Source organism: Dysgonomonas termitidis (genome assembly GCF_042654545.1).
Taxonomy (GTDB): Bacteria; Bacteroidota; Bacteroidia; order Bacteroidales; family Dysgonomonadaceae; genus Dysgonomonas; species Dysgonomonas termitidis.
Genome location: NZ_JBHSGN010000103.1, coordinates 52114 through 77363, shown reverse-complemented (window position 1 = coordinate 77363; position 25250 = coordinate 52114). Strand labels below are relative to the sequence as shown.

At 41.0% G+C, this 25250-nt stretch carries 19 protein-coding genes; 13 read left to right on the top strand and 6 right to left on the bottom strand.

Annotated elements, in window-relative coordinates:
* Positions 1–6 precede the first annotated feature (6 nt).
* The 5 genes from ACFO6W_RS17620 to mazG all read left to right on the top strand — a co-directional run bounded on the left by ACFO6W_RS17620 (position 7) and on the right by mazG (position 6906).
* The gene (locus ACFO6W_RS17620) at positions 7–939 is read left to right on the top strand and encodes a FimB/Mfa2 family fimbrial subunit (protein WP_379998819.1); all 933 of its coding nucleotides are present in this window, start codon (positions 7–9) and stop codon (positions 937–939) included.
* A gap of 20 nt (positions 940–959) precedes the next feature.
* Positions 960–2747 carry a hypothetical protein gene (locus ACFO6W_RS17615; RefSeq protein WP_379998817.1) on the top strand — a complete coding sequence of 596 codons (1788 nt, stop codon included), beginning with the start codon at positions 960–962 and terminating at the stop codon, positions 2745–2747.
* A gap of 7 nt (positions 2748–2754) precedes the next feature.
* Complete coding sequence (locus ACFO6W_RS17610; RefSeq protein ID WP_379998815.1) at positions 2755–3750, top strand: hypothetical protein; 996 nt, start codon at positions 2755–2757, stop codon at positions 3748–3750.
* Between the two features lie 276 nt (positions 3751–4026).
* Positions 4027–6063, top strand: a complete 2037-nt coding sequence (locus ACFO6W_RS17605; RefSeq protein WP_379998813.1) for a protein-disulfide reductase DsbD family protein — start codon at positions 4027–4029, stop codon at positions 6061–6063.
* Between the two features lie 60 nt (positions 6064–6123).
* Positions 6124–6906 carry a nucleoside triphosphate pyrophosphohydrolase gene (gene mazG / locus ACFO6W_RS17600; RefSeq protein WP_379998811.1) on the top strand — a complete coding sequence of 261 codons (783 nt, stop codon included), beginning with the start codon at positions 6124–6126 and terminating at the stop codon, positions 6904–6906.
* 15 nt (positions 6907–6921) lie between these two features.
* Here mazG and ACFO6W_RS17595 read toward each other — a convergent pair whose 3' ends face one another.
* The 3 genes from ACFO6W_RS17595 to spt all read right to left on the bottom strand — a co-directional run bounded on the left by ACFO6W_RS17595 (position 6922) and on the right by spt (position 10886).
* Positions 6922–8397 carry a hypothetical protein gene (locus tag ACFO6W_RS17595; RefSeq protein WP_379998809.1) on the bottom strand — a complete coding sequence of 492 codons (1476 nt, stop codon included), beginning with the start codon at positions 8395–8397 and terminating at the stop codon, positions 6922–6924.
* Between the two features lie 446 nt (positions 8398–8843).
* Complete coding sequence (locus ACFO6W_RS17590) at positions 8844–9515, bottom strand: T9SS type B sorting domain-containing protein (protein WP_379998807.1); 672 nt, start codon at positions 9513–9515, stop codon at positions 8844–8846.
* Positions 9516–9677: 162 nt separating this feature from the next.
* Positions 9678–10886 (bottom strand): serine palmitoyltransferase, encoded by a 1209-nt coding sequence (gene spt / locus ACFO6W_RS17585; protein WP_379998805.1) that lies wholly within the window; start codon positions 10884–10886, stop codon positions 9678–9680.
* A gap of 269 nt (positions 10887–11155) precedes the next feature.
* Here spt and ACFO6W_RS17580 point away from each other — a divergent pair, with 269 nt between their 5' ends.
* The 7 genes from ACFO6W_RS17580 (at position 11156) to ACFO6W_RS17550 (ending at position 18891) form a co-directional block, all read left to right on the top strand.
* Positions 11156–12043, top strand: coding sequence for a murein hydrolase activator EnvC family protein (locus ACFO6W_RS17580; protein WP_379998803.1), 888 nt, complete (start codon positions 11156–11158; stop codon positions 12041–12043).
* Positions 12044–12051: 8 nt separating this feature from the next.
* A complete protein-coding gene (locus tag ACFO6W_RS17575; RefSeq protein ID WP_379998801.1) occupies positions 12052–13200 on the top strand; it encodes a 1-deoxy-D-xylulose-5-phosphate reductoisomerase in 1149 nt (382 codons plus the stop codon).
* A 15-nt stretch (positions 13201–13215) separates the two neighbouring features.
* Positions 13216–14586: an RIP metalloprotease RseP gene (gene rseP, locus ACFO6W_RS17570; protein ID WP_379998799.1), complete on the top strand. Its 1371-nt coding sequence runs from the start codon at positions 13216–13218 to the stop codon at positions 14584–14586.
* A gap of 87 nt (positions 14587–14673) precedes the next feature.
* Positions 14674–15624 carry a methylenetetrahydrofolate reductase gene (locus ACFO6W_RS17565; protein ID WP_379998797.1) on the top strand — a complete coding sequence of 317 codons (951 nt, stop codon included), beginning with the start codon at positions 14674–14676 and terminating at the stop codon, positions 15622–15624.
* Between the two features lie 60 nt (positions 15625–15684).
* On the top strand, positions 15685–16809 hold the full coding sequence (locus ACFO6W_RS17560; RefSeq protein WP_379998795.1) for a DNA polymerase III subunit: 1125 nt from the start codon (positions 15685–15687) through the stop codon (positions 16807–16809).
* Positions 16810–16868: 59 nt separating this feature from the next.
* The gene (locus ACFO6W_RS17555; protein ID WP_379998793.1) at positions 16869–18419 is read left to right on the top strand and encodes a PSP1 domain-containing protein; all 1551 of its coding nucleotides are present in this window, start codon (positions 16869–16871) and stop codon (positions 18417–18419) included.
* Positions 18385–18891, top strand: a complete 507-nt coding sequence (locus ACFO6W_RS17550) for a gliding motility lipoprotein GldH (protein ID WP_379998791.1) — start codon at positions 18385–18387, stop codon at positions 18889–18891. Before ACFO6W_RS17555 ends, ACFO6W_RS17550 begins: the two co-directional genes overlap by 35 nt.
* Before the next feature lie 73 nt (positions 18892–18964).
* Here the strand turns inward: ACFO6W_RS17550 and ACFO6W_RS17545 are convergent, their stop codons facing one another.
* On the bottom strand, positions 18965–20068 hold the full coding sequence (locus ACFO6W_RS17545) for a thioredoxin-like domain-containing protein (RefSeq protein ID WP_379998789.1): 1104 nt from the start codon (positions 20066–20068) through the stop codon (positions 18965–18967).
* A 90-nt stretch (positions 20069–20158) separates the two neighbouring features.
* Positions 20159–21253 carry a redoxin family protein gene (locus ACFO6W_RS17540; RefSeq protein WP_379998787.1) on the bottom strand — a complete coding sequence of 365 codons (1095 nt, stop codon included), beginning with the start codon at positions 21251–21253 and terminating at the stop codon, positions 20159–20161.
* 470 nt (positions 21254–21723) lie between these two features.
* Here ACFO6W_RS17540 and ACFO6W_RS17535 point away from each other — a divergent pair, with 470 nt between their 5' ends.
* Positions 21724–23862, top strand: a complete 2139-nt coding sequence (locus ACFO6W_RS17535; protein ID WP_379998785.1) for a S9 family peptidase — start codon at positions 21724–21726, stop codon at positions 23860–23862.
* Positions 23863–24029: 167 nt separating this feature from the next.
* Here ACFO6W_RS17535 and gap read toward each other — a convergent pair whose 3' ends face one another.
* Positions 24030–25034, bottom strand: coding sequence for a type I glyceraldehyde-3-phosphate dehydrogenase (gene gap / locus ACFO6W_RS17530; RefSeq protein WP_006801304.1), 1005 nt, complete (start codon positions 25032–25034; stop codon positions 24030–24032).
* Positions 25035–25250 lie beyond the last annotated feature (216 nt).

Here is a 25250-nt window from a genome sequence, read left to right as displayed (position 1 = left end):
ACAAAAATGAATTTAAGTAGTAAACCAATTCTGTTGACGGGTTTGATTATTCTCTCCATTTTCTCGGGATGTATCAAAGATGATTATAAAGATTGTGTACAGGGAATAAATGTAAACTTTTATTCCAAATCATCGTGCGATATTGACGTTAGTTATCCCGAACAGATAAAAAACCTCACGATTGGTGTATTTGATAAGAATGGCATATTAGTTTCTTCCAGGCAGTTAAATGATACAAAATTACAGAAAGACTTCCGTCAGACCATTGAAACCGAAAGCGGGCTCTACACTGTTATAGCATGGTCAGGAATAAATGCTGACCTTTATGATCTTATAACACTTAAAGTAGGATCGACTACAAAAAACGGACTGCTTTTTCGCTTAAAGCGGGCTGCACAGAAAGCATCAAGTATAAACGGCACCAGGGTATATTACGGGGAAAGCCCTGCTGTATATGTACCGCAAGCCGATAACTCGGAATCAATTTTTGAAAATACGGCTGTCAATATGCAGGAAATTACCAATCGTATTGAGATTTCAGTCGAAGGATTATTAAAGGCAGAAGAATATGAAATTGAAATAGAGTCGGATAACGGTTCTATGAATATAGACGGAAGTGTCGCTTCTGACGAAGTGATAGAACATTCCGCAGAACATATAGTAAGAGGTGGGGTTATGGAAGCCCGTTTTACACTGCTTAAACTTGAAACAGGACATAATAATAATATCATAATAAAAAGCAAGCTCAACGGAGCCGAACTATACAGAGGTAGCCTGCTAGGGACCCTGTTATTGAAGAATCCGGACGTAAATCTGGCTTGCGACCATGATTTTATAATCAGATTTACAACCAGAGACCAATGTAGTTGCGGAACATACACCATTATGGAAATATGGGTCAATAACTGGCTGGTACATAGTTATGAAACTGAGATATAATCAGAAGAAATCAAGATGATATGAAACCGGTTGGTAACATAACAAAAAAAATAAAATGTTTTATAATTATCTTCTCCTCCCTGTTTTTAGCTACAAGTTGCAGCAATGATGACCAGGGAAAGGTCCCGGATAACGAAGACGAAGCTGTTATTTCACTATCGTTGAAAGCTTCATCCTCTGGCATTAACGAAGATAAGGTAAACTGGGAGGATCGTGTAGATGAACTGCGGATGCTCGTATTCAACACGTCTGACGGACAAATAGTATTCAATCAAAAACTATATTTTCCGAATGGCTTTGCCAATCATAGTAAAAGTATTATTATACGCCCGGGCACTTACGATTTTTACTTTATTGCCAATGAGTCGGTTTACACCAAAGATTTCGTATCGGCACTTATGGCTATTGAAAATAAATCGCAATTTTCTACAGATGCCCGGTTCCTCAATTTGCAATACAATCCTGATTTCATTCCCAGTGAAACTGAGCGAAACGGACGTTTTGTTATGTCTGGCATATATGATAATATTTCGGTTATAAGTGGTGGCACCGAGCAAAATCCCGCTTCGCTGGCTATTCCGACAGGAAAAGTCGAACTGATAAGATCTTTGGCTAAAGTAGATGTGATTTTCAGAAAAAAAGTAGCAGGAAGCAATATTCCGGCAAATACTATTACCTCCGTACAATTATCAAACATAGCGGCCGACTTATCAATTCCTCCGGTAGATAATTACTATAACGGACAAAAGACAAACTCAAAGCCGGCTGATATTTCCGGACTTGATTATGGAAACGATAGTATCGGGGCTGTTACATTCTTTATTCCCGAATTTCTTATTCAGGAAAACAGTACGGATTTTACCGAACTGCACATCAACAATAAAGCCTTCCCGATAGAAACAGATCAGGGAAAAAGCGGAATTGCTCTACAAAGACGAAATATCCCCTCCATATCGTCCAATAGTGTTATACGCAATTATCACTATATAGTGAATGCTTATGTCAACTCTCAGGGCGGTATCCAGATTAAAGCATATATTGAGCCCTGGAATAAAGATGAATACAAATATATTTTCCACGGAGATAAAACGATTGCAGTCCCCCCTGTAATCCCTACCGACTCAAGTGTTATTATCATCCCTGTTTTGTGCGAAACTTCAAGGAAGATTGAAATACTGAACAAAGATGAAATTTTGCCACAAGGTCTGCAAGGAGCATATGGTGATGTGGTAAATTACTGGGATCCTGTAATTCAAGGCCCTTCAATAACGCGGGGAAGCCCTCCGTACTATTGCGAAAAGAAATATGGTGAAGGCTGGCGCCTTATCAATTCATGTGAAATGATGTCTTTCCTTACATTATTTGATCAGACATACAGAATCTGGCAATCCAATACATGGGAAGGTGTAAGTTACAATCTGCCATTCTACCCATTACCTTTCAGGCAGGAAGCACAGGCTCTATTGCAAAGATTAACAGGCGTGGATCTATCCGGCATAGTACTTTCTGATAATGGAAAAGACAATCTGGGCGATATTAAACTGGATGTTATTGACCGGTTCTTTACTCCCGGTGATATTATGATAAGAGAGACCGATTATCCGGGAGGATGGCCTTATTCTGCCCCTCCGAATAACAGTGGTTTAGCTTGGTTTTATTCTGAAGTAGTAGTTCAGGTTAGAGCATATTGGTACGCTGGCTACCTGGATCTCAGTATTCCCGGAAATAGAGAAAAAGTCCTTTACGAACAGTTTGAAAGGTACGATTTCAGTAGTACCATTTCACGTTGTGTAAGAGTTGTAGAATAAAATTGACATGCAAAAAATATATTATTACATATTATCAATAATACTGCTCCTCTTTTATTCAAGCTGCAGTGAAAATACGGAAGACTATCCAGGTAATAACCGCAAGAGTGTTTCAATAAAGCTTATACAATATGCAGGGTTCAGTACCAAGGTTATCGATGGAGATAATCTGCAAAGTGAACAAACCGTAAAAAATATCAGTGTCTTTTTTACGGAGCCATCATCAAATGTGATTACGAACAAATATGTGTATTCCGGATTTTCGTCTGTTGATGATTATAAATTGATAACGTTACCATTAGATCCCGCTACCGTACTTCGTAAAGATATCTATATTGTCGCTAATTATGACAATACAGCCACACTTAACAGTGTTTCAACTGTCGATGCCTTAAAAGCACTGACTACCCCGGCTGTAGACAAAAGGAATAATCTGGCTCCCGCAAATGGCTTCTGTATGTATGGTTCTACTCTCAACTTCAACTTTAATGATGCCGCTCACAGCCCGGCAGTTGTCGATTTAGTCAGATCCTGTGCAAAGATAAGGATAAACGTTACTTTTCCGGAGAACCCGACTTTAAGCACAAATAACAGTTTTTTGATACAGAATGCAGCTAAATACACTTACGTTATTGGCAGAACAAAAAACAATCTTCCAACTACAGATTATTTTACATATGCTGCACCCATCGCTCTTGTAGACAATGGTGCTCACGTGTACACCCAAACGACTTATGTTTACGAAGCAGACAATGCTCCTGTATTATATATTTACACTTATATGGGCGGGGGTTCTACTATGCAGGAATTCTCTGTCACTCTGCCAAAACCGATCCGGAACCAGTTATTCGATATATCTATCGAAATCTATTCAGGTAACTCTCCGACGGGCACCAAAAGCATAAACGAGAATAATACTGACAAGCCCGCCTACAAATATAAAAGTATGGTAAATATATATGACGAAAAAGGGCGCAAAGTCACATACTGTATCATGAATTGAAGAGATAACGTAAGTCGATAATAGATTGTAATATTTTGAGAATCGCTCTGCAGGCATACTTGCTCCGGGCGATTCTTTTATCATCATATACATCAGATCTATCAACTTGCATTTGCAATATCATAAAGATATTATTACAAAGGAGGCATATCCCTGTAACAACAAATTAAAGTATATTACCCAAATAATCTAAAAAAGAGATTGTCACTCTGCTATTATACACTCTTTTTTTTAACTTTGTCATTCTTATAAATAATATAATAACCATCGATATAGATGTTGTTTATGAAAAAAACATTATTATACCTGATTTTATCAGTTCTATCAATAACTGGAATATATGCCCAGGATCCTGCAACATGGACAGTTAAGCTTGTAGACAAGGGAAACGGCGAAGTAGAATTAACCGCTAATTTTAAAATTGATCCTACATGGCACCTTTACGACATACACATTCCCGAAGGTGGTCCTATGCCGACCAGCCTGACCATAGACAACCTGAAAGGCGCAACCAAAGCAGGTGAATTTAAAGCTGTAAACTCAAAACTGAAAAAGAGTTACGATGAAATATTCCAGATGGAAATCGGGTATTACGAAACACAGGCTACATTCATACAGCGCCTGAAAGTTACGGACAAAGCTGCATTTATACTCGAAGGAGATTTACGCTCCCAGGTATGCAGCGAAGTAGACGGACAATGTATCCCTATAAAAATAGATTTGAATTTCAAATCCAAAGATCTACCGGCAACATTGGTTCCCGCCAGCGGAATATCTACCGGAACCGCAGACGAAACCCCATCTGTAGATACAGCAACATCAGACTCATTAAATCAGATGGCGGCAACACCTGCCAGTAACAGCGACCTATGGATGCCTGTGATAGAAGAAGTGAGAGCCTATGGTGCGGCCGGAGATACTTCCGACCAATCATTGTTCTGGATATTTCTGGGAGGTTTCGGCGGGGGGCTTCTGGCCTTACTTACACCTTGTGTATGGCCGATGATACCTATGACTGTCAGCTTTTTCCTGAAACGGAACAAAAAGAACAAAGGCAAGGCTATAAAGGATGCCATGACTTACGGCTTGGGCATCATTATTATATATGTTGCATTAGGATTGCTTATCACAGCTATATTCGGCGCAAGTGCACTGAATGATCTGGCAACCAGCGCTATTTTCAATCTGATATTCTTTGCCCTGCTGGTTGTTTTCGCCATATCGTTTTTCGGCGCGTTCGAACTGGTTTTACCTTCTTCATGGACGAATAAGATGGACCAGAAGGCCGATTCTACGACAGGTATTATCAGCATTTTCTTCATGGCATTTACGCTGGCTTTGGTTTCATTCTCCTGCACAGGGCCTATTATAGGGACATTGCTGGTACAAGCTGCCGGCTCAGGTTCGATTGTCGCCCCTGCAATAGGAATGTCTGGCTTTGCATTGGCTCTGGCTATACCATTCTCGTTATTTGCGATATTCCCGTCATGGCTCGAAAGCATGCCTAAATCGGGAGGATGGCTCAATTCGGTTAAAGTCGTGCTAGGCTTTCTGGAATTGGCTTTAGCTCTCAAATTCTTCTCTGTAGCCGATTTGGCTTATGGATGGGGCATACTTGACCGTGAAGTGTTCCTTGTATTGTGGATTGCCATTTTTGCATTACTTGGCGTTTATCTGTTGGGTAAACTTAAATTACCGCACGATAGCGACCTGAAACATGTATCTGTGCCACGCCTCTTTTTGGCTATCATCTCATTTGCATTTGCCATTTATATGATCCCGGGCTTGTGGGGGGCGCCACTGAAATCGATAAGCGCTTTCTCTCCTCCGTTATTTACCCAGGATTTCAGTCTGTATAAGGGTGAAGTTCATGCCATTTTCGATGATTATGAAACCGGTATGGAATATGCCCGTAAGAACAATAAGCCTGTGATGATAGACTTTTCGGGATATGGTTGTGTCAACTGCCGCAAAATGGAGGCTTCCGTATGGACCAATGCCCGTGTGAAAGACCTTCTTGAAAAGGATTATGTGCTGATAACATTGATGGTGGACGACAAGAAGAAATTGCCGGAGGTTATAGAGGTGGAAGAAAACGGCAAAACAACTAAGCTAAAAACAATCGGAGATAAGTGGAGTTACCTGCAACGGCATAAGTTTGGGACCAATTCCCAACCATACTATGTATTGCTCGACCATGCGGGAAAACCAATAGGCCCTTCATACGCCTACGATGAAGATGTGAACAAGTATATCGACTTCCTGAATAAGGGACTCACCAATTTCAAGAAAGCAAAAGAAGAAACAAAATAAAGGACGAGGAAGCAGGTTTGAAAGATCCTGCTTTTTCTCTAAATAGTAAAATAAGCGACTATGCATACAAAAGAACAAAAGCTGGAAGCATTCGGCAGGCTTCTCGACATCATGGACGAACTACGGGTAAAATGTCCCTGGGATGCCAAACAAACAAACGAAAGTCTGCGCACAAACACAATCGAAGAAGTATACGAACTCTGTGAGGCCATCATTAAAAACAATGATAACGAGATTAAGAAAGAACTGGGAGATGTGCTTCTTCACGTCATATTCTATGCAAAAATAGGAGAAGAAAAAGAAACCTATGATATTGCCGATGTATGCAACGCCCTATGCGACAAACTCATATTCCGCCACCCCCATGTATTCGGTAATGATGCAGCCAAGACAGCCGGCGATGTGGAGAAATCATGGGAGCAACTCAAACTGAAAGAAAGAGGCGGAAACAAAACCATCCTCGAAGGAGTACCGGCATCCTTACCTTCGATCGCTAAAGCCCACCGGATACAGGATAAAGCTCGTAATGCCGGATTTGACTGGAAAAAGAAAGAGGATGTATGGGATAAGGTTTCGGAAGAGTTCACAGAACTGAAAAATGAAATAGCGAATATGGATGCCGATAAGACAGAAGCTGAGTTCGGAGATATGTTTTTCAGCCTGATTAACGCAGCCCGCCTGTATAAGGTCAATCCCGATAATGCATTGGAACGTACAAACCAAAAGTTTATCCATAGGTTCAACTATATCGAACAAGCGGCAAAGAAGCAGGGGAAAATCCTGAAAGATATGACCCTGTCCGAAATGGATGCCTTATGGGAGGAGGCCAAGAAAGCTGAATAAAATACGGGCATACGATTAAAAGCAAACCGCCACGCCCAGATTCACTGCGCTATTCCCATAATTCGCCCTTACCTTATTAGCGATGGAATATGGTGTATAATGATATTCGAGATACAGCCCTACTTTCTTATACCGGATATTCACGCCACCAAAGACATCTAATGTTTCAAAACTATACCATTTGCTTTCTCCGTCATCGTAATATTCTTTTTCCAGATCGGTCTGAACTGAAATCACCCCGGCCCCTGCATAGGTGGTCCAGTAAACATTTCTGGCGGCCTCCTGCTGATAACGGAAACGCGCGTTCACATTCACTACTACATCGGCTTTTGTAGCATAGGGCTCTTTCCGGTAATAATAATCGAAAAGTTCCCGGCTTACAGGAAAAGCCACCTGAAAACCGATATCCACGGCCATTACTTTCTTTATGGGATAGCCTATATAAGCGCCAATAGATGGAGCCGCTTTATACGCATTCCTCAAACTGCCTAGCGGCAACCAGCTTCCGGCACGGATCTCGATAAGGTTTACAAGATATTCTTTCTCCCCGGGCTCTTGTTTCCTGCTTTCTTCAAACTGAGGTATATCGAACTGGTTATATGCGGTATCCGGCAATACAGGTATGCTCATCACTTCCTGTAAAAGCGGGGCCAGTTCATAGTCATTCCTGTTATATCCGTAATTACTCAATACACAACTTATATATCGCCCCCTGACCTCCTGCACTATATAATAAACTATCAGCGGGTTTGTTCTCCGTCCAAATCCTGACTTTTGTTTATACACCACACGGTGGGCAAGGGAAGGAATCCCTTCGAATACGACATCGATATCATCCTCAGCCAGTATATCCATATTCTCATTTATATTGGCTTCAATACGTGTATTGATATCCAGATTGGCACTTTCGAACGATGGAAACTCCGACCAGCTCATCTGTCCGCCTTTACAGTTCACATTATGCGGACTCATCCAGGCACATGCCGAACCGAGATTTATTTCCCGACCGGCGAACGAAATAGAATTAGCAGTCCTTTCATCCGAGATATAATATGTAAGTCCGTTTTCGAGAAATACCCTGACAACCTCCTCTTCCAATACAATATCACGCTGGTTTAGCGTCTGAAATGAGACAACTTCCACTTCTTTATCAGATTTACCGAATATATAAAATACCTGACTAAGCTTTGCCTTCGGACGATCTTTTATCTTCGATTCAGATTCTATTATCTTATTTGTTCTCTGAATTTCGGGTTCGGAATATTCGGCCAGAACCGTTTCTATATTATACTTCTTTTTTATGGCATCGATTGTCTTTTCATTATTTATCTGTCCCTTAACAGTTATAATGGCAATCTCATACCCGCTCAATTCCAGCATTACTTCACCTTTCTCATTCCTTAACCCCTGCATACCTGCGAGATTATACTCCTGAGAAAACATGGATGCCGAAAGCAGGATAAAAAGGACGAACAACAGGATGTATTTCATATTTATAGTTACTGGTTATGTCTCAAATATAGTTTTTTTTATCAGAACTTAGCAATCTCTCTCTTATTATTAGGGCAAACCCTTCAAATCAATTAATCTCTATCGAAAAGTCTTACAGGGGTGTAATGCATATCCCATTTTTTTGCCCAGCTTATTGTTCAGTGCAGCATACACATCGTAAATAACAGTGAATAAACATAATACCCTTACACTTAAAACTTACCACTCATAAAAAGTTGACAAAGTTGACACTTTTTATACTATTTTTTACTTTGTCAATTTAGCTTCGTCAATTGATAATTCTATTCAACTTTCACTTTTCCGTTTCCAACTTTTTATTTCCCCGGAGAGCATCAATTAAAAGCCGGAGTAAATAACTATAGATAAAATTATAATGATAAAACAACAAATTAGAGGTACAATAAAAATTTATTTCAACAGCCATTTCAGCGGGAACGGAGAATATTTATATCCCCTCCCCTTTTATATCTGATTCCATCAGAGCCCAAAGCATCTATTACATAGTAGTAAACCCCGGTATTCACATATTTCCCTTTATATGTCCCGTCCCAGCCCTTAGCCGGATCGGTAAATTCAAAGAGTTTTTGCCCCCAACGATTGAAAATAGTGCACTTAAATTTCACGATAGACCTGTATGCAACCCGAAACTCGTCATTCGCACCCGGAGAATCTCCCGGAGAAAAATAATTAGGCTGATCCAGATAAGATTCGGAAATAGTAAATGAGAATGTATCTTCAGACGTATTGGAATCATTGTCTGCAACCTCCAGTTTCATAATATATTCTCCAAATTCTTCGAAGGTATATCTTGTTATATCCTTATCCGAATAACGTGCTACAGGATTCTCCAAATCCCCCTTCTTGTAGAGAAGCCATGTATAATAGACAGCCTTACTGCCTCCGGAGCCATAGAAACTGAATGTCGCCGGAGCCGAGAATATCTTATTTTTTATCTCTTCTTCGGTTATTGTTTCATTTGCCGCATCCCGCCTTTCCACTTCATAGCTGATACGGGCTTCAAGTTCAGCCCCCGTATCCTGAGCCGCCAGACGCAGTGATACAATGACTATAAACAATAATAGAGATATCTTTTTCATAAGCACCTGTTTATAAACGCAACATTATTTAATCGTAACCAACTATTATTGTTGCAGACACAAAAGTAATAAATAGGTTCGCTACTAAACAATAAACCCTCTATCTTTTAACGGACAGAGGGCTATCTTATTTTGTAATACAGTTATATAATGTCGCTCTGCCTATCGGGCATCAGCTTCCAGGGATATTCCTGCTTTTTTGAATACTTTTTCTATTTTCTCAAAAGCTATATCAACCTGTTCTTTGGTATGTGTAGCCATCAGAGAGAAACGGATCAGGGTATCTGCCGGAGCAACAGCCGGAGACACTACAGGGTTAACAAAGATGCCTTCTTCGAAAAGCCATTTTGTTATCATGAACGTCTTCTCATTATCCCTGATAAATAACGGGATAATAGGAGTAGCGGTATGTCCTATCTCAAAACCTCTGCTACGGAAACCGTCTAATGCATAATTAGTAATATCCCACAAATGCTTAATGCGCTCAGGTTCCGAAATGATGATATCCAACGCTGCGCTGGCTGCTGCTGTAGCTGCCGGTGTAGCACTGGCTGTAAATATATAAGCGCGGGAATTGTGTCGCAGATAGTCGAGAATAGTTTCGCTTCCGGCGATAAATCCGCCAAGCGAAGCTAAAGATTTACTGAATGTTCCCATTATAAGTTCCACATCGTCAACTAAACCTGTTTGTTCCACAAGTCCTTTTCCACTGTAATCTTTACCGAGAACCCCTAAGCTATGAGCCTCGTCTACCATTACACTGGCGTTATATTGTTTGGCGAGTTTCACTATTTCAGGAAGGTTTGCTATATCGCCCTCCATACTGAATACCCCGTCAACCACAATAAGTTTCACCTTGTCAGGTTCACATCTTTGCAGCTGTTTTTCGAGAGATTCCATATCATTGTGACGGAATTTCAACTTTGTAGAATAAGAAACCCTTGCTCCTTCAATAATGGAAGCATGGTCCAGCTCATCCCACAATATGTAATCTTCACGCCCTGTAATACAAGATATTACACCTTGATTCACATTGAAGCCTGTCGAATAAACGATAGCATCTTCTTTGCCTACAAATTTTGCAAGCTTTTTTTCCAGTTCGATATGGATATCAAGAGTACCATTCAGGAAACGGGAACCGGCCATCCCTGTCCCATACTTACGGGTAGCTTCTATGGCTGCTTCTTTTACTTTCGGGTGATTGGTTAATCCCAGATAGGCATTTGATCCGAACATTAACACCTTTTTCCCATTTATAACGACTTCGGTGTCCTGATCGCTCTGGATTTGTCTAAAATAAGGGTAAATTCCTGCAGCCCGTGTATTTCTGGCCGCGTCGTACCGATATAACTTATCAGTTAATAAACTCATACTCAACTTACAACAAATGTAGATTATTATAACTGCATCTTAGGAACAATTTAATATTCCGAGATTTACAGGCTGCAAAAATAGCTAAAAAAAATAAGAATGCGTCCCTTTTGGAATAAATATTTAAAAAAAGGATATTTTAATACAATCTTCTGCCTCTTCTTCCCGTAATATATCGCTTTTTTCTTAAATTTGCAGATTAGTGGCTACATATGTCAAATAATTAGAATTTGAAAGCCTTTTGATGGTTAGAAAAGCCATAGCACCGAATGATAAAGAAGAAAAAAAACAAACATAATCTATGGAAGCGGTTGCACTTCAAATACCGCCTTTCCGTAATGAATGAAAATACACTTGAAGAGATATGGAAGATTAAAGCTTCTATGTTTTCAGGTGCTGTCTTGGTTCTGGTATTCGCTTTTTTTCTCATTGCAATTACATCTGCTATTATCATAGCAACACCGATCCGCTACTACCTGCCGGGTTATCTCGATGCCGAAGTAAGGGAAAAAGCAATCCGGTCGGCAATTAAGACAGACTCTCTCGAACAGCAATTGAAATATCAGGAGGCTTATATAAGTAATCTCCGCAGTATTTTTGACGGCACCCGTCAGATCGATTCGGTAAAGATTCTCGATACGATATCTGTATCCGAAAATGACCCCTTACTCAAGAAAACAGATCTGGAGAAAGAATATACCAAACGATACGAAGACGAAGAGCGGTACAACCTCTCTGTATTATCATCCAATACCACCAATCCAATGGAAGGTGTTGTATTCTTCAGGCCGGTCAGGGGAATAATAACAAACAGATTCGATCCTTCCGGCGGACACTTCGGGGTAACGATAAAAACCTCCCCTAAAGAAACGGTACTGGCAACACTGGAGGGTGTAGTCATTTTTGCCGGATATGATCTAAAGACAGGACATACAATACAAATCCAGCATAAAAACGGATTTATTTCAGTATACAGGTACAACACACTACTACTAAAGAAAACAGGAGATAAGGTGCGTACAGGAGAGGCTATAGCTATAATAGAAACCAAAGAAGAAGATGATGAAAAAGGAGAAAGTAAAACAACTCCAACGCTCGAATTTGAACTTTGGTATAGAGGCAATGCCGTAAATCCTGAAAACTATATATCTTTCTAAAACCACATATGAAAAGGAATATTGCAATACTAGGCTCTACAGGATCAATTGGAACACAAGCGCTCGATATAGTCAGAGAAAATCCTGACCATTTTGAAATATACGCACTAACCGCCAATGAAAATATAGATTTACTCATCAGACAGGCAGAGGAGTTCTCCCCTGAGGTCGTAGTCATTGCCAACGAAAATAAATATACCCAACTAAAAGAGGCCCTACAGCATTTACCGATCAAAGTATGGGCCGGAAGCGAGTCGATAGCACAGGTAGTGCAAAGCGAACCTATCCACATGGTACTAACCGCTATGGTTGGCTACTCGGGTCTGAAGCCCACTATAAACGCCATAAAAGCAGGAAAAGTAATTGCTTTGGCAAACAAAGAGACTCTGGTTGTTGCAGGTGAACTGATTACCAGCCTGGCCATTGAGCATAAAGTACCGATATTGCCTGTCGATTCGGAGCACTCTGCCATATTCCAATGTCTCAACGGTGAACGCTCTCCTATCGAAAAGATTATCCTTACTGCATCCGGAGGCCCGTTCAGAAACCATTCTGCACAACAACTGGCAATAGTTACAAAGGCCGAAGCCCTGAAACATCCCAACTGGGACATGGGAGCAAAAGTTACGATCGATTCGGCATCCCTGATGAATAAAGGACTGGAAATGATAGAAGCCAAATGGCTGTTTGATGTCACCCCCGACCAGATTGAGGTTGTTGTGCATCCGCAATCCATCATACACTCGATGGTACAATTCGAGGATTCGTCCATCATCGCACAATTGGGACTACCCGACATGCATCTGCCGATACAATACGCGTTGGCTTACCCCAACAGATTGAAATCGAATTTCGAACGGCTCGACTTCTTCAAACTGAAAACAATGACATTCGAAAAACCCGACATAGAGCGATTCCGCAACCTGGCATTTGCTTTCGAGGCCGCGCGGGTAAAAGGAAATATGGCCTGCATCATGAATGCGGCAAACGAAATAGCGGTAGCTGCTTTCCTGAAAGACAAAGTCGGATTTCTGGAAATGAGCGAGGTCATAGAAAAAACAATGCACAAAACAAGTTTTATTCAGGCTCCGTCGTATGAAGATTACGTGCAGACCGATACGGAAGCCCGTCACATAGCAAAAGAATTTATCAAATAACACTCTGATTTTTTAATGGAAACAATTTTAATTAAAGCGTTACAATTAATCCTAAGTTTATCGATACTGGTTATTATACATGAGTTCGGGCATTTCTTATTCGCCCGCCTCTTCAAGATAAGAGTTGAGAAGTTCTATTTATTCTTCAATCCGTGGTTCTCCCTGTTCAAATATAAGCCAAAGAACAGCGATACAGAATACGGAATCGGATGGTTGCCATTAGGCGGATATGTGAAAATATCGGGAATGATAGACGAATCGATGGATAAGGAGCAAATGGCTCTTCCCCCCCAGCCATGGGAGTTCCGCTCCAAACCGGCATGGCAACGTCTGCTTGTGATGGTAGGCGGTGTTTTGTTCAATTTCATACTGGCTATCATCATCTTCTCTATGATGCTGTTTGTATGGGGTGATGAATACCTGCCTCTGAAGAATGTAAAAGATGGGATGGTTTTCTCCGAAACAGTAAAAAGAAACGGAGGATTTCAGGATAAAGATATACTGGTGAGCGCCGACGGCAAAGAACTTGTTTTGGGACGCGGGGTTCTCGATATGAATACATTTATGCATTTCATCGACGCCAAGACCGTAACCATCGTACGCAATGGCAAACAAATGGAGTTGACTCTCCCCGAAAGCTTTGCCGACAGTGTAATTGCATCGAAACAAGTGGCTTATGAATATTGGTCTGCACCTGTTGTGGATAGCGTAAGCGAAAACTCCGAGGCTAAAAGAATCGGCCTGATACGCGGAGATAGCATAACCGCTCTCGATTCACAATCGATTACCTCTCAGCTGGGTATCCAAAAATATGTAACAAGGATAAGCAATAAACTGGGGGATAATGAAAAGCATACGCTGACAATCACTTTCTACAGAAACGGCGAAGTACAGACAGTTTCAGCAGCAATAGACACATCGGGCGTTATCGGTTTCACATCTTCGACAAAGATGTCCGATATTTTCTCGAAAAAGAATATGCAGACCGACCACTATGGCTTTTTCGAATCATTTCCGGCGGGAATCAACAATGGTGTAGCAACACTTAAAGGATACGTGGCGCAGATACGCTTTGTATTCTCCAAAGAAGGAGTGAAAAACCTGAGTGGGTTTGCCGGCATCGGAAATATGTTTCCGGCTCAATGGAACTGGTACGCATTCTGGTCTATGACTGCATTTCTGTCCATCGTACTTGCCTTTATGAATATACTCCCTATTCCGGCGCTGGACGGAGGACACATTATGTTCCTGTTATACGAAGCCATTACCAAACGGCAACCGAATGAGAAATTTATGGAATATGCACAGGTAGGCGGCATGCTGTTTTTACTCCTTCTGCTGCTAGTCGCCAACGGGAATGACATAATGAGAATCTTCTTTAAATAGGAGAGAATACCAAATCAGATAATATGACAATAAGCAAATGGATCTAAGGATGCCATAATTAACCAGTAAATAAAAAGATATTAAGATATGACCGTAACTGAATTAATAAACAAAAATGACAAAACCGCTTTTTCGTTCGAAATACTACCTCCGCTAAAAGGAAATAATATCGAAAAAGTGTATAATATCATTGATAAGCTGATTGAATTCGATCCTCAATATATTAATATAACGACACATCATAGCGAATATCTCGATCAGGAAATGCCTGACGGGTCAGTAAAGAGGGTTAACATCCGTAAACGTCCCGGCTCGGTAGCGATTGCCGCATCTATCCAGCACAAATATAATGTAACGGCTGTCCCGCACATGATATGCAAAGGATTTTCTCAGGAAGAATCCGAATATGCATTGATAGACCTGAATTTTCTGCATGTACATAATCTTCTGTTATTAAGAGGTGATACGAAACGCCTTGCTCCGGAGCAGATATATCCGAACAGGAACGAATACGCTACCGATCTGCAAGTTCAGGTGAATAAGTTCAACGAAGGCATTGCAGCCGACGGTACCACCTTTGAAAAAAATGCCACCCCGTTCGCTTACGGTATGGCATGTTATCCCGAAATACATGAGGACGCTCCAAGTATGGAATCGGACATACATTACATGAAACAAAAGGCCGACAATGGCGCTGAATATTTTGTTACCCAGATGTTTTTCGACAATGAAAAATATTTTTCATTTGTAGATAAATGCCGTAAGGCAGGAATCACTCAGCCGATTATTCCGGGTGTAAAGCCAATTGTACTGATGAGCCAACTGGAAGTGCTTCCACGGATATTCCGTTCAAGCATTCCGGAAGAACTGGCGATTGAGCTTCGCAAGTGTAAAACAGATGACGAATCTAAGGAAGTAGGTGTGGAATGGGGCATAAAGCAATGCAAGGAACTGATTGCACACGGAGTGCCAAGCCTGCACTTTTATTCATTGTTGGCGACCGAAAGCGTAAGACGGATAGCTAAAGAGATATACTAGATATTGGATTATTATTAAAAAAGTAATTCTTAACTTTATAACTTATAATTAGAAAGAAATTTGTTTTTCAAAGATATAATAGGGCAAAACGAAGTAAAAGAGCGGCTGATAAGTTCGGCAGGAAAGGGAATTATCCCTCATGCCCAGCTTTTTTGCGGACAGGAAGGAGTTGGAAAATTCCCTCTGGCACTTGCTTATGCCCAATATCTGAATTGTGAGAATCCATCGGAAACAGATTCGTGTGGTAAATGCCCGTCATGTGTAAAATATAATCATCTGGCGCATCCTGACTTACACTTTGTTTTCCCGATTATAAAAAAGGCTGCAAAGAAAAAAGAAGTTTGCGACGATTATATTACCGAATGGCGCGAATTTATCAAACAGAGCAGCTATTTCAATCTCAGCCAGTGGCTCGATCATATCGATGCAGAAAATTCGCAGGGGCTGATCTATGCCAAAGAAAGTGAAGAAATTATCCGTAAGCTGAGCTTAAGAATATATGAGGCCAAATATAAAGTAATGATTATCTGGCTTCCCGAGAAGATGCACGAATCGTGCGCCAACAAACTGCTGAAAATAATAGAGGAACCGACAGACAATACGATATTCCTATTGGTTTCTGATATTCCGGATAATATTATCACTACCATACAATCGCGTTGCCAGCGTGTCAACATACATGGTGTAAAAGAGACGGATATAACCGAGGCTTTGGAATCAGCCTATAATATCAGTCCCGAAGATGCTGCAAACGTAGCTCATCTGGCAAACGGAAACTACCTGAAGGCTTTAGAAACAATCAGTCTGAATGAGGAACATAAATTCTTTTTCAATCTCTTCATCCAGATGATGCGAGCTTCATATGCCCGCAATATAAAAGAAATAAAAGCAATCGGTAATGAAATAGCCGGAGTAGGACGCGAAAACCAGAAAGGTTTCCTGAAATACTGCCAGCGAATGATCCGCGAGTATTTTGTCAGTAACATGAGTCAGCCTGAAATGATATATCTGGCTCAGGACGAAGCAAACTTTGGAACCCGCTTCGCCCCATTCATCAACGAACGTAACATAATAGGATTTATGAACGAACTGGCCTTAGCAGAAAGGCACATAGAGCAAAATGTAAATGCAAAGATGGTATTTTTCGATCTTTGCCTGAAAATAACCATGCTTATAAAACAATAAATATAGACCCACAAAGCCGTAGAAGGGGCTTTGTCTTAATTAATTAAAATAAATATATAATGGAAAATCAAAATACATTTGTCCCACACGATTGCCAGGGTACCTGCAAAACGCCCGTGGGATGTACCTGTGCCAGAGCGAACAAAAAAGCTTTGGAAACAATGGGTACTGAAACAGGATACGCTGTAGCCACAAAAAGTTGCGGATGCGGCTCAGGTGGGGGCTGTAGTTCCGGAGGAAGTTGCTCGTGCAAGTCGGGTGGCGGTTGTTCATGTAAATCAGGAGGCGGCTGCTCCAAGAAGGGCGGTTCATGCTGCTCGGGAACAAATAAACTGGAAGTTTACAACTGGCTACAGGATTTACCGGAAGTTGCCGGAGAATCACAAATGGTAGAGGTACAGTTCAAGAATACACGAAAAGGTTATTACCTGAACAGCAACAATGTAGAGATATACCGGGGCGATATTGTAGCTGTGGAAGCATCTCCCGGACATGATATAGGAGAAGTAACCCTGACAGGAAAGCTGGTTCAGCTGCAAATGCTTAAAAATAATTATCGTGGCGAAACCAAACGTATCTATCGTATTGCAAAACAGACCGATATCGATAAATGGAACGAGGCCAGAGCCAAAGAGCACAAAACGATGCTCCGTGCGCGCGAAATAGCTGAAGAGCTAAGCCTTGGTATGAAAATCAGTGATGTGGAATTTCAGGGAGATGGTAATAAAGCTATTTTTTACTACATAGCGGATGAGCGGGTAGACTTCCGTCAATTGATAAAAGTATATGCATCCGAATTCCGTGTAAAAATAGAAATGAAGCAGATCGGTGCGCGTCAGGAAGCCGGACGTGTAGGTGGTATAGGCCCATGCGGCCGCGAATTGTGTTGCTCCAGTTCCATGTCTAATTTCGTATCGGTTTCCACATCAGCAGCACGCTTGCAGGATATTCCGCTAAACCCTCAAAAGCTCGCGGGGCAGTGCGGAAAGCTGAAATGCTGCCTTAATTTCGAAGTGGATACTTATGTGGAAGCGCAACGTAAATTGCCTTCAAGGGAAGTGGTCTTAGAAACTAAAGATGCTTCATTCTACCATTTCAAGACTGATATCCTTTCGGGAGAAATGACATATTCTACAGACAGGCATTTTGCGGCAAACCTCGTTACGCTGCCCAAGGACAGAGTGTATGAAATAATAAGGATCAACAAGCAGGGAGGAAAGCCTACACATCTTGCCACCGAGCCGCAGGAACAGGCAGAAAAAGTTACCTCGCACGATATATTGCAGGAAAACATCACTCGCTTCGACAACAACAGTGGCAACAGTAACCGGAATAATAAGAAGAAAAAGTTTGTAAAGAACAGGTCTGAAAATGGCGGACAAGGCGCACCGAACAATCAGGGAGGAAATAACAGGCCCGATAACAACAGGCAGGCAGGCAATAACAAGCAGGCAAACCCTAATCCGAATGCCAGACCGAATAATAACAACAGGCCCGAAAACAATAATCAACAGAATCAGAATAAAAACAACAATCACAAGAATAACAGGAACGACAGAAACCGACATAACAGAAATGGGAAGCCCGACCAAAAAAAGCCTGACGCATAAGTCTCTATCCGCCTTATGCGGCATACTGTTAACTATCATAGCTGTCTCCTGCAACAAGCAGGAGATATATTACCGTTTCCATGAAATAAAAGATGCGGAGTGGGCACAGAATGATAAGCTGATATTCAATATAGATTCCACCGTTTTCGAATTGAACGTTCCGTATACGATATCCTTTGAGGTGACCAACAATGTGAATTACCCGTATCAGAATATCTGGTTCTTTGTGCAAACAGACATTTATAACGATTCTTTATATACAAAACGGGAAAAAGAATACCTGTTGGCCGATAAATTAGGGAAATGGGCAGGTTCAGGATTCGGCACATTATATCAGGCTTCTTTTGTTTTTGACGACAACATTATTTTTAAGGAAAGACGTAATCATCAGATAATAATAAGGCATGGTATGCGCGACCAGCGGCTGAAAGGTATTGAGAAAATCGGGGTTAGGATAGCAAGGAAAGAGTAAAACTTACAAGTTTATGAATACAAAAAAAGAGCTTACCATTACTGATAAGCTCTTTTCTTATTTTGCAGCTTGATTATTTAAGCAATTCCACCAATTTGGCTACAGCTTCATCGGCACTTAGCCCACGAGCCATAATCTTACCGTCTTTGTCAAGCAACACAAGATGGGGTATGGAATTCACACCATAAGCACCGGCAAGTTCGCTATCCCAGAATTTCAGGTCGGATATCTGAGGCCATGTAATTCCCAGGTCTTTAATTCCTTTTACCCAGTCCTCGTTCGTCCTGTCCAGTGAAATACCTACGATTTCAAAATCTTTTGTGTTATATTGCTTATATGCCTCTACCAGTTTTGGCATTTCGGCACGGCATGGAGGACACCAAGATGCCCAAAAATCTACAAGCACATATTTGCCTTTACCTGCATAATCGGCCAATGCAGCATCTTTCCCGTCAGGGGTTTTCCCTTTCAGGTCTGTAAATACCTTGCCTTCCGATGTTGCATCCAGAGCCTGTATATGGGCTTCCAGCTTTGCCATCCTTTCATTGTTTTTGTACTCAGGTTTTACAGATGCGAATAACTCTTTCAGTTGATCCAGGGTAAATAAATACGATCTGGACGCGAATATATAAGCGCCTATCTGGCTTTGTATATTAGCTTTCACATAGCCATATATTTCTTTTGTCTTCTGAGCATCTATCTCTTCATACTGTTTTTCCAATTCGGCTTGTGCAACCTTAGCCGTATCGAGTTTCGATTTTTCAAATACAGCCTTCAGTTCCGTGTCAAATCCGTTCAGTTTGGTATTCAGAGCCTGATAGGCATCATTCGAAGCTGTCCCTTTAATCGTAGAAACACTATCCAGTGCAACTTTGATTTGCCCTGGTTCTACGACCAATAAAACCGGCCTCTTAACTTTATCTGTATATTGGCCCAATGCCAGGAAATGAATTTTAGCCCCTTCTTTAGCCAATCCTTTAAACTCAAATTTACCATTAGTTACATAAGCAGAATCGATTGCGACCTGATCTTTCCAGTTATCCTCCAGTGTTTGCAAATACACCTTTGTGCTATCAGGTGCTCCGGCTACCGTACCATCGATGGTAAACTGGTCTTTTTCCCCGCAAGATGTAACCAGTATCAGTACAGATGCTAGTGAAAATATAATTTTCTTCATTTTATTAATAAATAAGATAGTTAATATATAAGTTTCCGAATTTAATAATTCAAACCGTTAGTAATAAAACAAGGAATGTTATCATATTGTTTAATTGAGTACTTCAGCAATCTTAGCTTCCAGTGCAGGTCCTCTGAGATCTTTGGCTATGATGATACCATCCTGATCCAACAGAACAGTATGCGGTATAGTGTTCACACCGTATAACTCTGATGCCGACTTTGTGTCATCGCCTAATTGTATCCATGTCATGTTATGCGTTTTTACCGCATTCAGCCATGCTTGTCTGTCTTCATCTACAGATACCCCTACAATTTCAAGGCCTTTGGCTTTATATGCGTTATATGTTTTCACAAGGTTTGGCATTTCCTGAATACACGGGCCACACCACGAAGCCCAAAAATCGATAAGTACGCATTTGCTCTTGCCTGCGTATTCGGACAGGGCTACAGCCTTGCCTGTCATATCTACCAACTGTACATCGGCAAACGGTTGACCCACTTCCGGAACGATCCTGTTCAGTTCTTTCTCCAGGGCTTTCATTTCCGGAGTGTTACGGAACGTACTGTCAGCCAACGGCAACAATTCCCGCAGCTGCTCCATTGTAAACATAGACGCAGAGGAGTAGAATAAAAACTCTCCGGCTTTGTTTCCCATATTAGCCTTTGTAAACTCAAAGTTGGCTTTTTGCATTTCCTCCTGCAACGTCTGCATTCTCGAATTGGCATCAGGCACACCCTGTACACCTCCGGCATCGTTTACCTCCTTATATAAAGCAGCCATTTTGTTCATCGCGGTTTGAACCTTATTAAACTCATCATTTCTTGGGGTACCGCTTGTAGTTACTGCATTTTTTTCCAATGTTATCTTTATCGCTCCCGGCTCCAGGATAAGTGTTCCTACAGGAGAATCAGCCTCAGGAGATTCCAATTTACCAACAGATATAAAGCCCATGATAGGATTGCCGTCGGTAGTTCCTTTGAACTTGAATTTCCCGTCTTTCAATATTACCGAGTCTATCACTGATGATGATTCGGCTCTCATACTGTCGATCTTTTGAAGATATATCATCTTACCATCAAATGTATTTTCAGTGAAATTACCCTCAATAGTGTACGCATTCTTATCCTGACACGAAGCTAATATCACCGTCAGAATTGTTAAGATTAATGTGATTTTTTTCATTAAAAGAAAAGTATTACTAATTTCTATAAATTTTATTTACCTGCAAAGATAACCAAATACTTCGGACAGAGAGCCATCAACGCCTATTACTTAGTGATTAACATGTAATTATATTTCAATAGGTTTATCTATATAATAGCTGGTAGCTTTTAGCCATTAGCTTATAGTTCTTTGAAGTATTGATTAAAGCAGTTACGAGTTACTTCGCCCTTCGGGCAGTTACGAGTTACAAGTTAGTTCACTGTTTACTGCTAACTGTTTTACTGTTAACTGATATATCTGTTACCTTTGTTACCTTTTGCGGCTTAGCGTCTCTGCATGAAATACTGTTTACTGATAACTGTTCACTGAAAAAACTGTTACTTTTTTCTTCCTTGTATGGATGTTATCTAAAACATATTTTGATAAGAAAAAAGAACAGCGTAATTTTAGGGGAGTTTATAAATGTTAACAAATAAAAAGCAAAGAGTATGAAAAAAGTATTGTTTTCCACTCTGATCCTATTCATTTTTATGTCGTGTACAACAAATAATAAAAACGGCTTTAAAGAGGCAAAAGCCCCGATAGCCGAAAAGAAAGAACATCTCCGTATTATACACGGGGATACTGTAAATGATGAGTATTACTGGATGTATGACTTTTTTGGTAAAGGGCCGGACAGCACATTGGTGGTAGATTACCTGAAGGCAGAGAATGCCTATCTGGATACTGTAATGGGTGGTACAGCCGGTTTTCAGGAAGCATTGTTTAATGAGATGAAAGGCCGGATAAAAGAAACGGACGAAAGTGTGCCGACCTTCAAAAACGGTTACTATTATTATACGCGAACCGAAGAAGGGAAACAATATTATAAGTATTGCCGGAAAAAAGGAAGTCTCGAAGCTTCGGAAGAAATACTGCTCGATGTGGATAAAATGGCAGAAGGGCATTCTTATTATGCTGTCGGCGGCATCTCGATCAGTGAAGACAATAAACTGATGGCCTATGGCGTGGATGAGGTCAGCCGTAGACAATATACAATATATTTTAAAAATCTGGAGACAGGTGAAGTTTATAAAGAAACGATTCCGAATACAAGCGGAGGAGCTACATGGGCGGCAGATAACAAGACTGTATTTTATACGTCGAAAAATCCGGTAACCTTATTGTCGGAAAAAATCAAACGTCACACTTTAGGTACGGATGCATCTTCGGATGTGACTGTTTATGAAGAAAAGGATAAAAGTAATTACATAGGAGTGGGTAAGACCAAGAACCGGAAATATATCTTTATCCAGTCACAGGCAACCTTGTCGTCAGAGACATTCTTCATCGAAGCCGATAAGCCAGAGTCTGCCTTCAAATCATTCCAGCCAAGGATGAAAGATGTATTGTATGATATAATTCCTTTGGCCGACAGGTTTCTTATCCTTACCAATAAGGATGCGAAGAACTTCCGGGTAATGGAATGCTCACTGGATAAAACAAGTGTGGACAACTGGAAAGAATATATTCCTCACCGTGCAGATGTATTGCTGGAAAGTGTTGATGAATTTAAAGATTTTATCGTGCTCGAGGAACGGAAGGAAGGGCTTGTAAAGCTTTGTGTACGCAGCCTGAAAGACGGGAAAGAACATTATATTGATTTCGGAGAGCCTACCTACATGGCTTATACGGCTTCGAATCCGGAATACGAAAGCAATATCGTCCGTTACGGCTATACATCTATGACTACGCCGAGCTCCACATTCGATTACAATATGGACACCCATGAGAAAACGCTGATGAAAGAACGCGAAGTGGTGGGAGGGTACAATAAAGAGGATTACCGGACCGAGAGATTGTACGCCACGGCCAAAGACGGTACAAAAGTGCCTATCTCGCTTGTGTACAAGAAAACAACAAAGAAAGACAGTAAAACTCCATTGCTGCTTTATGGCTATGGAAGTTATGGTGCCAGCATGGATGCTTCTTTCAGCAGCAATCGCCTGAGCCTTTTAGACAGAGGATTCATATATGCGATAGCTCATATTCGCGGAGGTCAGGAAATGGGGCGCCAGTGGTACGAAGACGGTAAACTGATGAAAAAGATAAATACATTCACAGATTTCATCGACTGTGGCGAATTCCTTGTGAAAGAAAATTATACCGGCAAGGAGCATTTGTATGCTCAGGGCGGTAGTGCCGGAGGGCTTCTTATCGGCGCGGTTATAAATATGAATCCGGGACTTTGGCATGGAGTGATAGCCGATGTGCCTTTTGTGGACGTGGTGAATACCATGCTGGATGAAAGTATCCCTCTAACGACGAATGAGTTTGATGAATGGGGGAATCCTAAGGATAAGGATGCGTATTTCTATATGAAAAGTTACAGTCCATACGAAAATGTAGAGAAGAAAGACTATCCGAATATACTTGTCACCACAGGTTTGCACGATAGTCAGGTGCAATACTTCGAGCCGGCCAAATGGGTGGCTAAGCTAAGGGATATGAAGACCGACAATAATGTGCTGTTGCTGAAAACGAATATGGAATTCGGGCACGGCGGGGCCAGCGGCCGGTTCGACTACCTGAAAGACATTGCTCTGGACTATGCGTTCTTGTTTACATTGGAGGGAATAGACAGGTAGGGTTATGGAAGATAAGCCCTGCTGTATGGCGGGGCTTTCTGTTTAAAGGCAGAGAGAGATACACCATCGGTATTCTCCGGCACATATTGATGCTCCTGGTTTTCTGTATATAACAAAAAAAGAGCAACCTTCCGGCTGCTCTTTCCTATATATTAAGCTATCGTATATTATGCGTTAACTTTAGCCATGTGAGCGATAAGCTCAAGCATTTTAGTTGAGAATCCCCACTCGTTGTCATACCAGCTAACAACTTTAACGAAAGTTGGGCTCAATTGGATACCAGCTTTAGCGTCGAAGATAGAAGTACGTGCGTCTCCGATGAAATCAGAAGAAACAACAGCATCTTCAGTATATCCGAGTACACCTTTCAATTCGCCTTCAGAAGCTTCTTTCATAGCTTTACAGATATCCTCGTAGCTGGTTTCTTTAGCAAGACGGGCAGTTAAGTCAACAACAGAAACGTCAAGAGTAGGAACACGCATTGACATACCTGTAAGTTTTCCGTTAAGCTCAGGGATAACTTTACCTACAGCTTTAGCAGCACCTGTAGAAGAAGGGATGATGTTACCAGCAGCAGCACGTCCGCCTCTCCAGTCTTTAGCTGAAGGTCCGTCTACTGTTTTTTGAGTAGCAGTAGTAGCGTGAACTGTAGTCATCAAAGCTTCTACGATACCGAATTTGTCATTCAATACTTTAGCGATAGGAGCAAGACAGTTTGTAGTACAAGAAGCGTTAGAAACGAATTGCTCGCCTTTTTCATATTTATCGTGGTTTACTCCGCAAACGAACATACGGGTATCGTCTTTTGAAGGACCAGACATAACTACATATTTAGCACCGGCGTCGATATGGCCCTGAGCTTTAGGTTTTTCAAGGAAAAGACCAGTAGACTCTACGATATATTCAGCGCCGATTTCATTCCATTTCAAGTCAGCAGGATTTTTTTCAGCAGTTACACGGATAGCGTTTCCGTTTACTACCAATTTGCCGTCTTTTACTTCAACTGTACCATTGAATTTTCCATGAACAGTATCGTATTTTAGCATATATGCCATATATTCAACATCGATAAGGTCATTGATACCAACAACTTGAATGTCACTTCTGCCTTGCGCAGCACGGAATACCAGACGACCAATACGTCCAAATCCGTTAATACCTACTTTAATCATTTTGTTTTTAATTTTATAGTTAAAAAATCGAGTATATCCTATTTAAACGCTTTAGTAGGAATAAAATATTTATGTTATAAAACATCCTTTTTGAAAAGCTGTACAAAAATAACAAATAATTTGGTACCAAAGAAATTTGTTAGTCATTTTTAATGACAAATTATCCGTTCTTCTTAGTGATAATCACGTTTTTGTCTGTTTTGTAATGTCTGGTTT

Coding starts and splice junctions, on each gene's coding strand:
- ACFO6W_RS17620 (WP_379998819.1), top strand. CDS start 7: ATGAATTTAAGTAGTAAACCAATTCTGTTGACGGGTTTGATTATTCTC.
- ACFO6W_RS17615 (WP_379998817.1), top strand. CDS start 960: ATGAAACCGGTTGGTAACATAACAAAAAAAATAAAATGTTTTATAATT.
- ACFO6W_RS17610 (WP_379998815.1), top strand. CDS start 2,755: ATGCAAAAAATATATTATTACATATTATCAATAATACTGCTCCTCTTT.
- ACFO6W_RS17605 (WP_379998813.1), top strand. CDS start 4,027: ATGTTGTTTATGAAAAAAACATTATTATACCTGATTTTATCAGTTCTA.
- mazG (WP_379998811.1), top strand. CDS start 6,124: ATGCATACAAAAGAACAAAAGCTGGAAGCATTCGGCAGGCTTCTCGAC.
- ACFO6W_RS17595 (WP_379998809.1), bottom strand. CDS start 8,397: ATGAAATACATCCTGTTGTTCGTCCTTTTTATCCTGCTTTCGGCATCC.
- ACFO6W_RS17590 (WP_379998807.1), bottom strand. CDS start 9,515: ATGAAAAAGATATCTCTATTATTGTTTATAGTCATTGTATCACTGCGT.
- spt (WP_379998805.1), bottom strand. CDS start 10,886: ATGAGTTTATTAACTGATAAGTTATATCGGTACGACGCGGCCAGAAAT.
- ACFO6W_RS17580 (WP_379998803.1), top strand. CDS start 11,156: ATGATAAAGAAGAAAAAAAACAAACATAATCTATGGAAGCGGTTGCAC.
- ACFO6W_RS17575 (WP_379998801.1), top strand. CDS start 12,052: ATGAAAAGGAATATTGCAATACTAGGCTCTACAGGATCAATTGGAACA.
- rseP (WP_379998799.1), top strand. CDS start 13,216: ATGGAAACAATTTTAATTAAAGCGTTACAATTAATCCTAAGTTTATCG.
- ACFO6W_RS17565 (WP_379998797.1), top strand. CDS start 14,674: ATGACCGTAACTGAATTAATAAACAAAAATGACAAAACCGCTTTTTCG.
- ACFO6W_RS17555 (WP_379998793.1), top strand. CDS start 16,869: ATGGAAAATCAAAATACATTTGTCCCACACGATTGCCAGGGTACCTGC.
- ACFO6W_RS17550 (WP_379998791.1), top strand. CDS start 18,385: ATGGGAAGCCCGACCAAAAAAAGCCTGACGCATAAGTCTCTATCCGCC.
- ACFO6W_RS17545 (WP_379998789.1), bottom strand. CDS start 20,068: ATGAAGAAAATTATATTTTCACTAGCATCTGTACTGATACTGGTTACA.
- ACFO6W_RS17540 (WP_379998787.1), bottom strand. CDS start 21,253: ATGAAAAAAATCACATTAATCTTAACAATTCTGACGGTGATATTAGCT.
- ACFO6W_RS17535 (WP_379998785.1), top strand. CDS start 21,724: ATGAAAAAAGTATTGTTTTCCACTCTGATCCTATTCATTTTTATGTCG.
- gap (WP_006801304.1), bottom strand. CDS start 25,034: ATGATTAAAGTAGGTATTAACGGATTTGGACGTATTGGTCGTCTGGTA.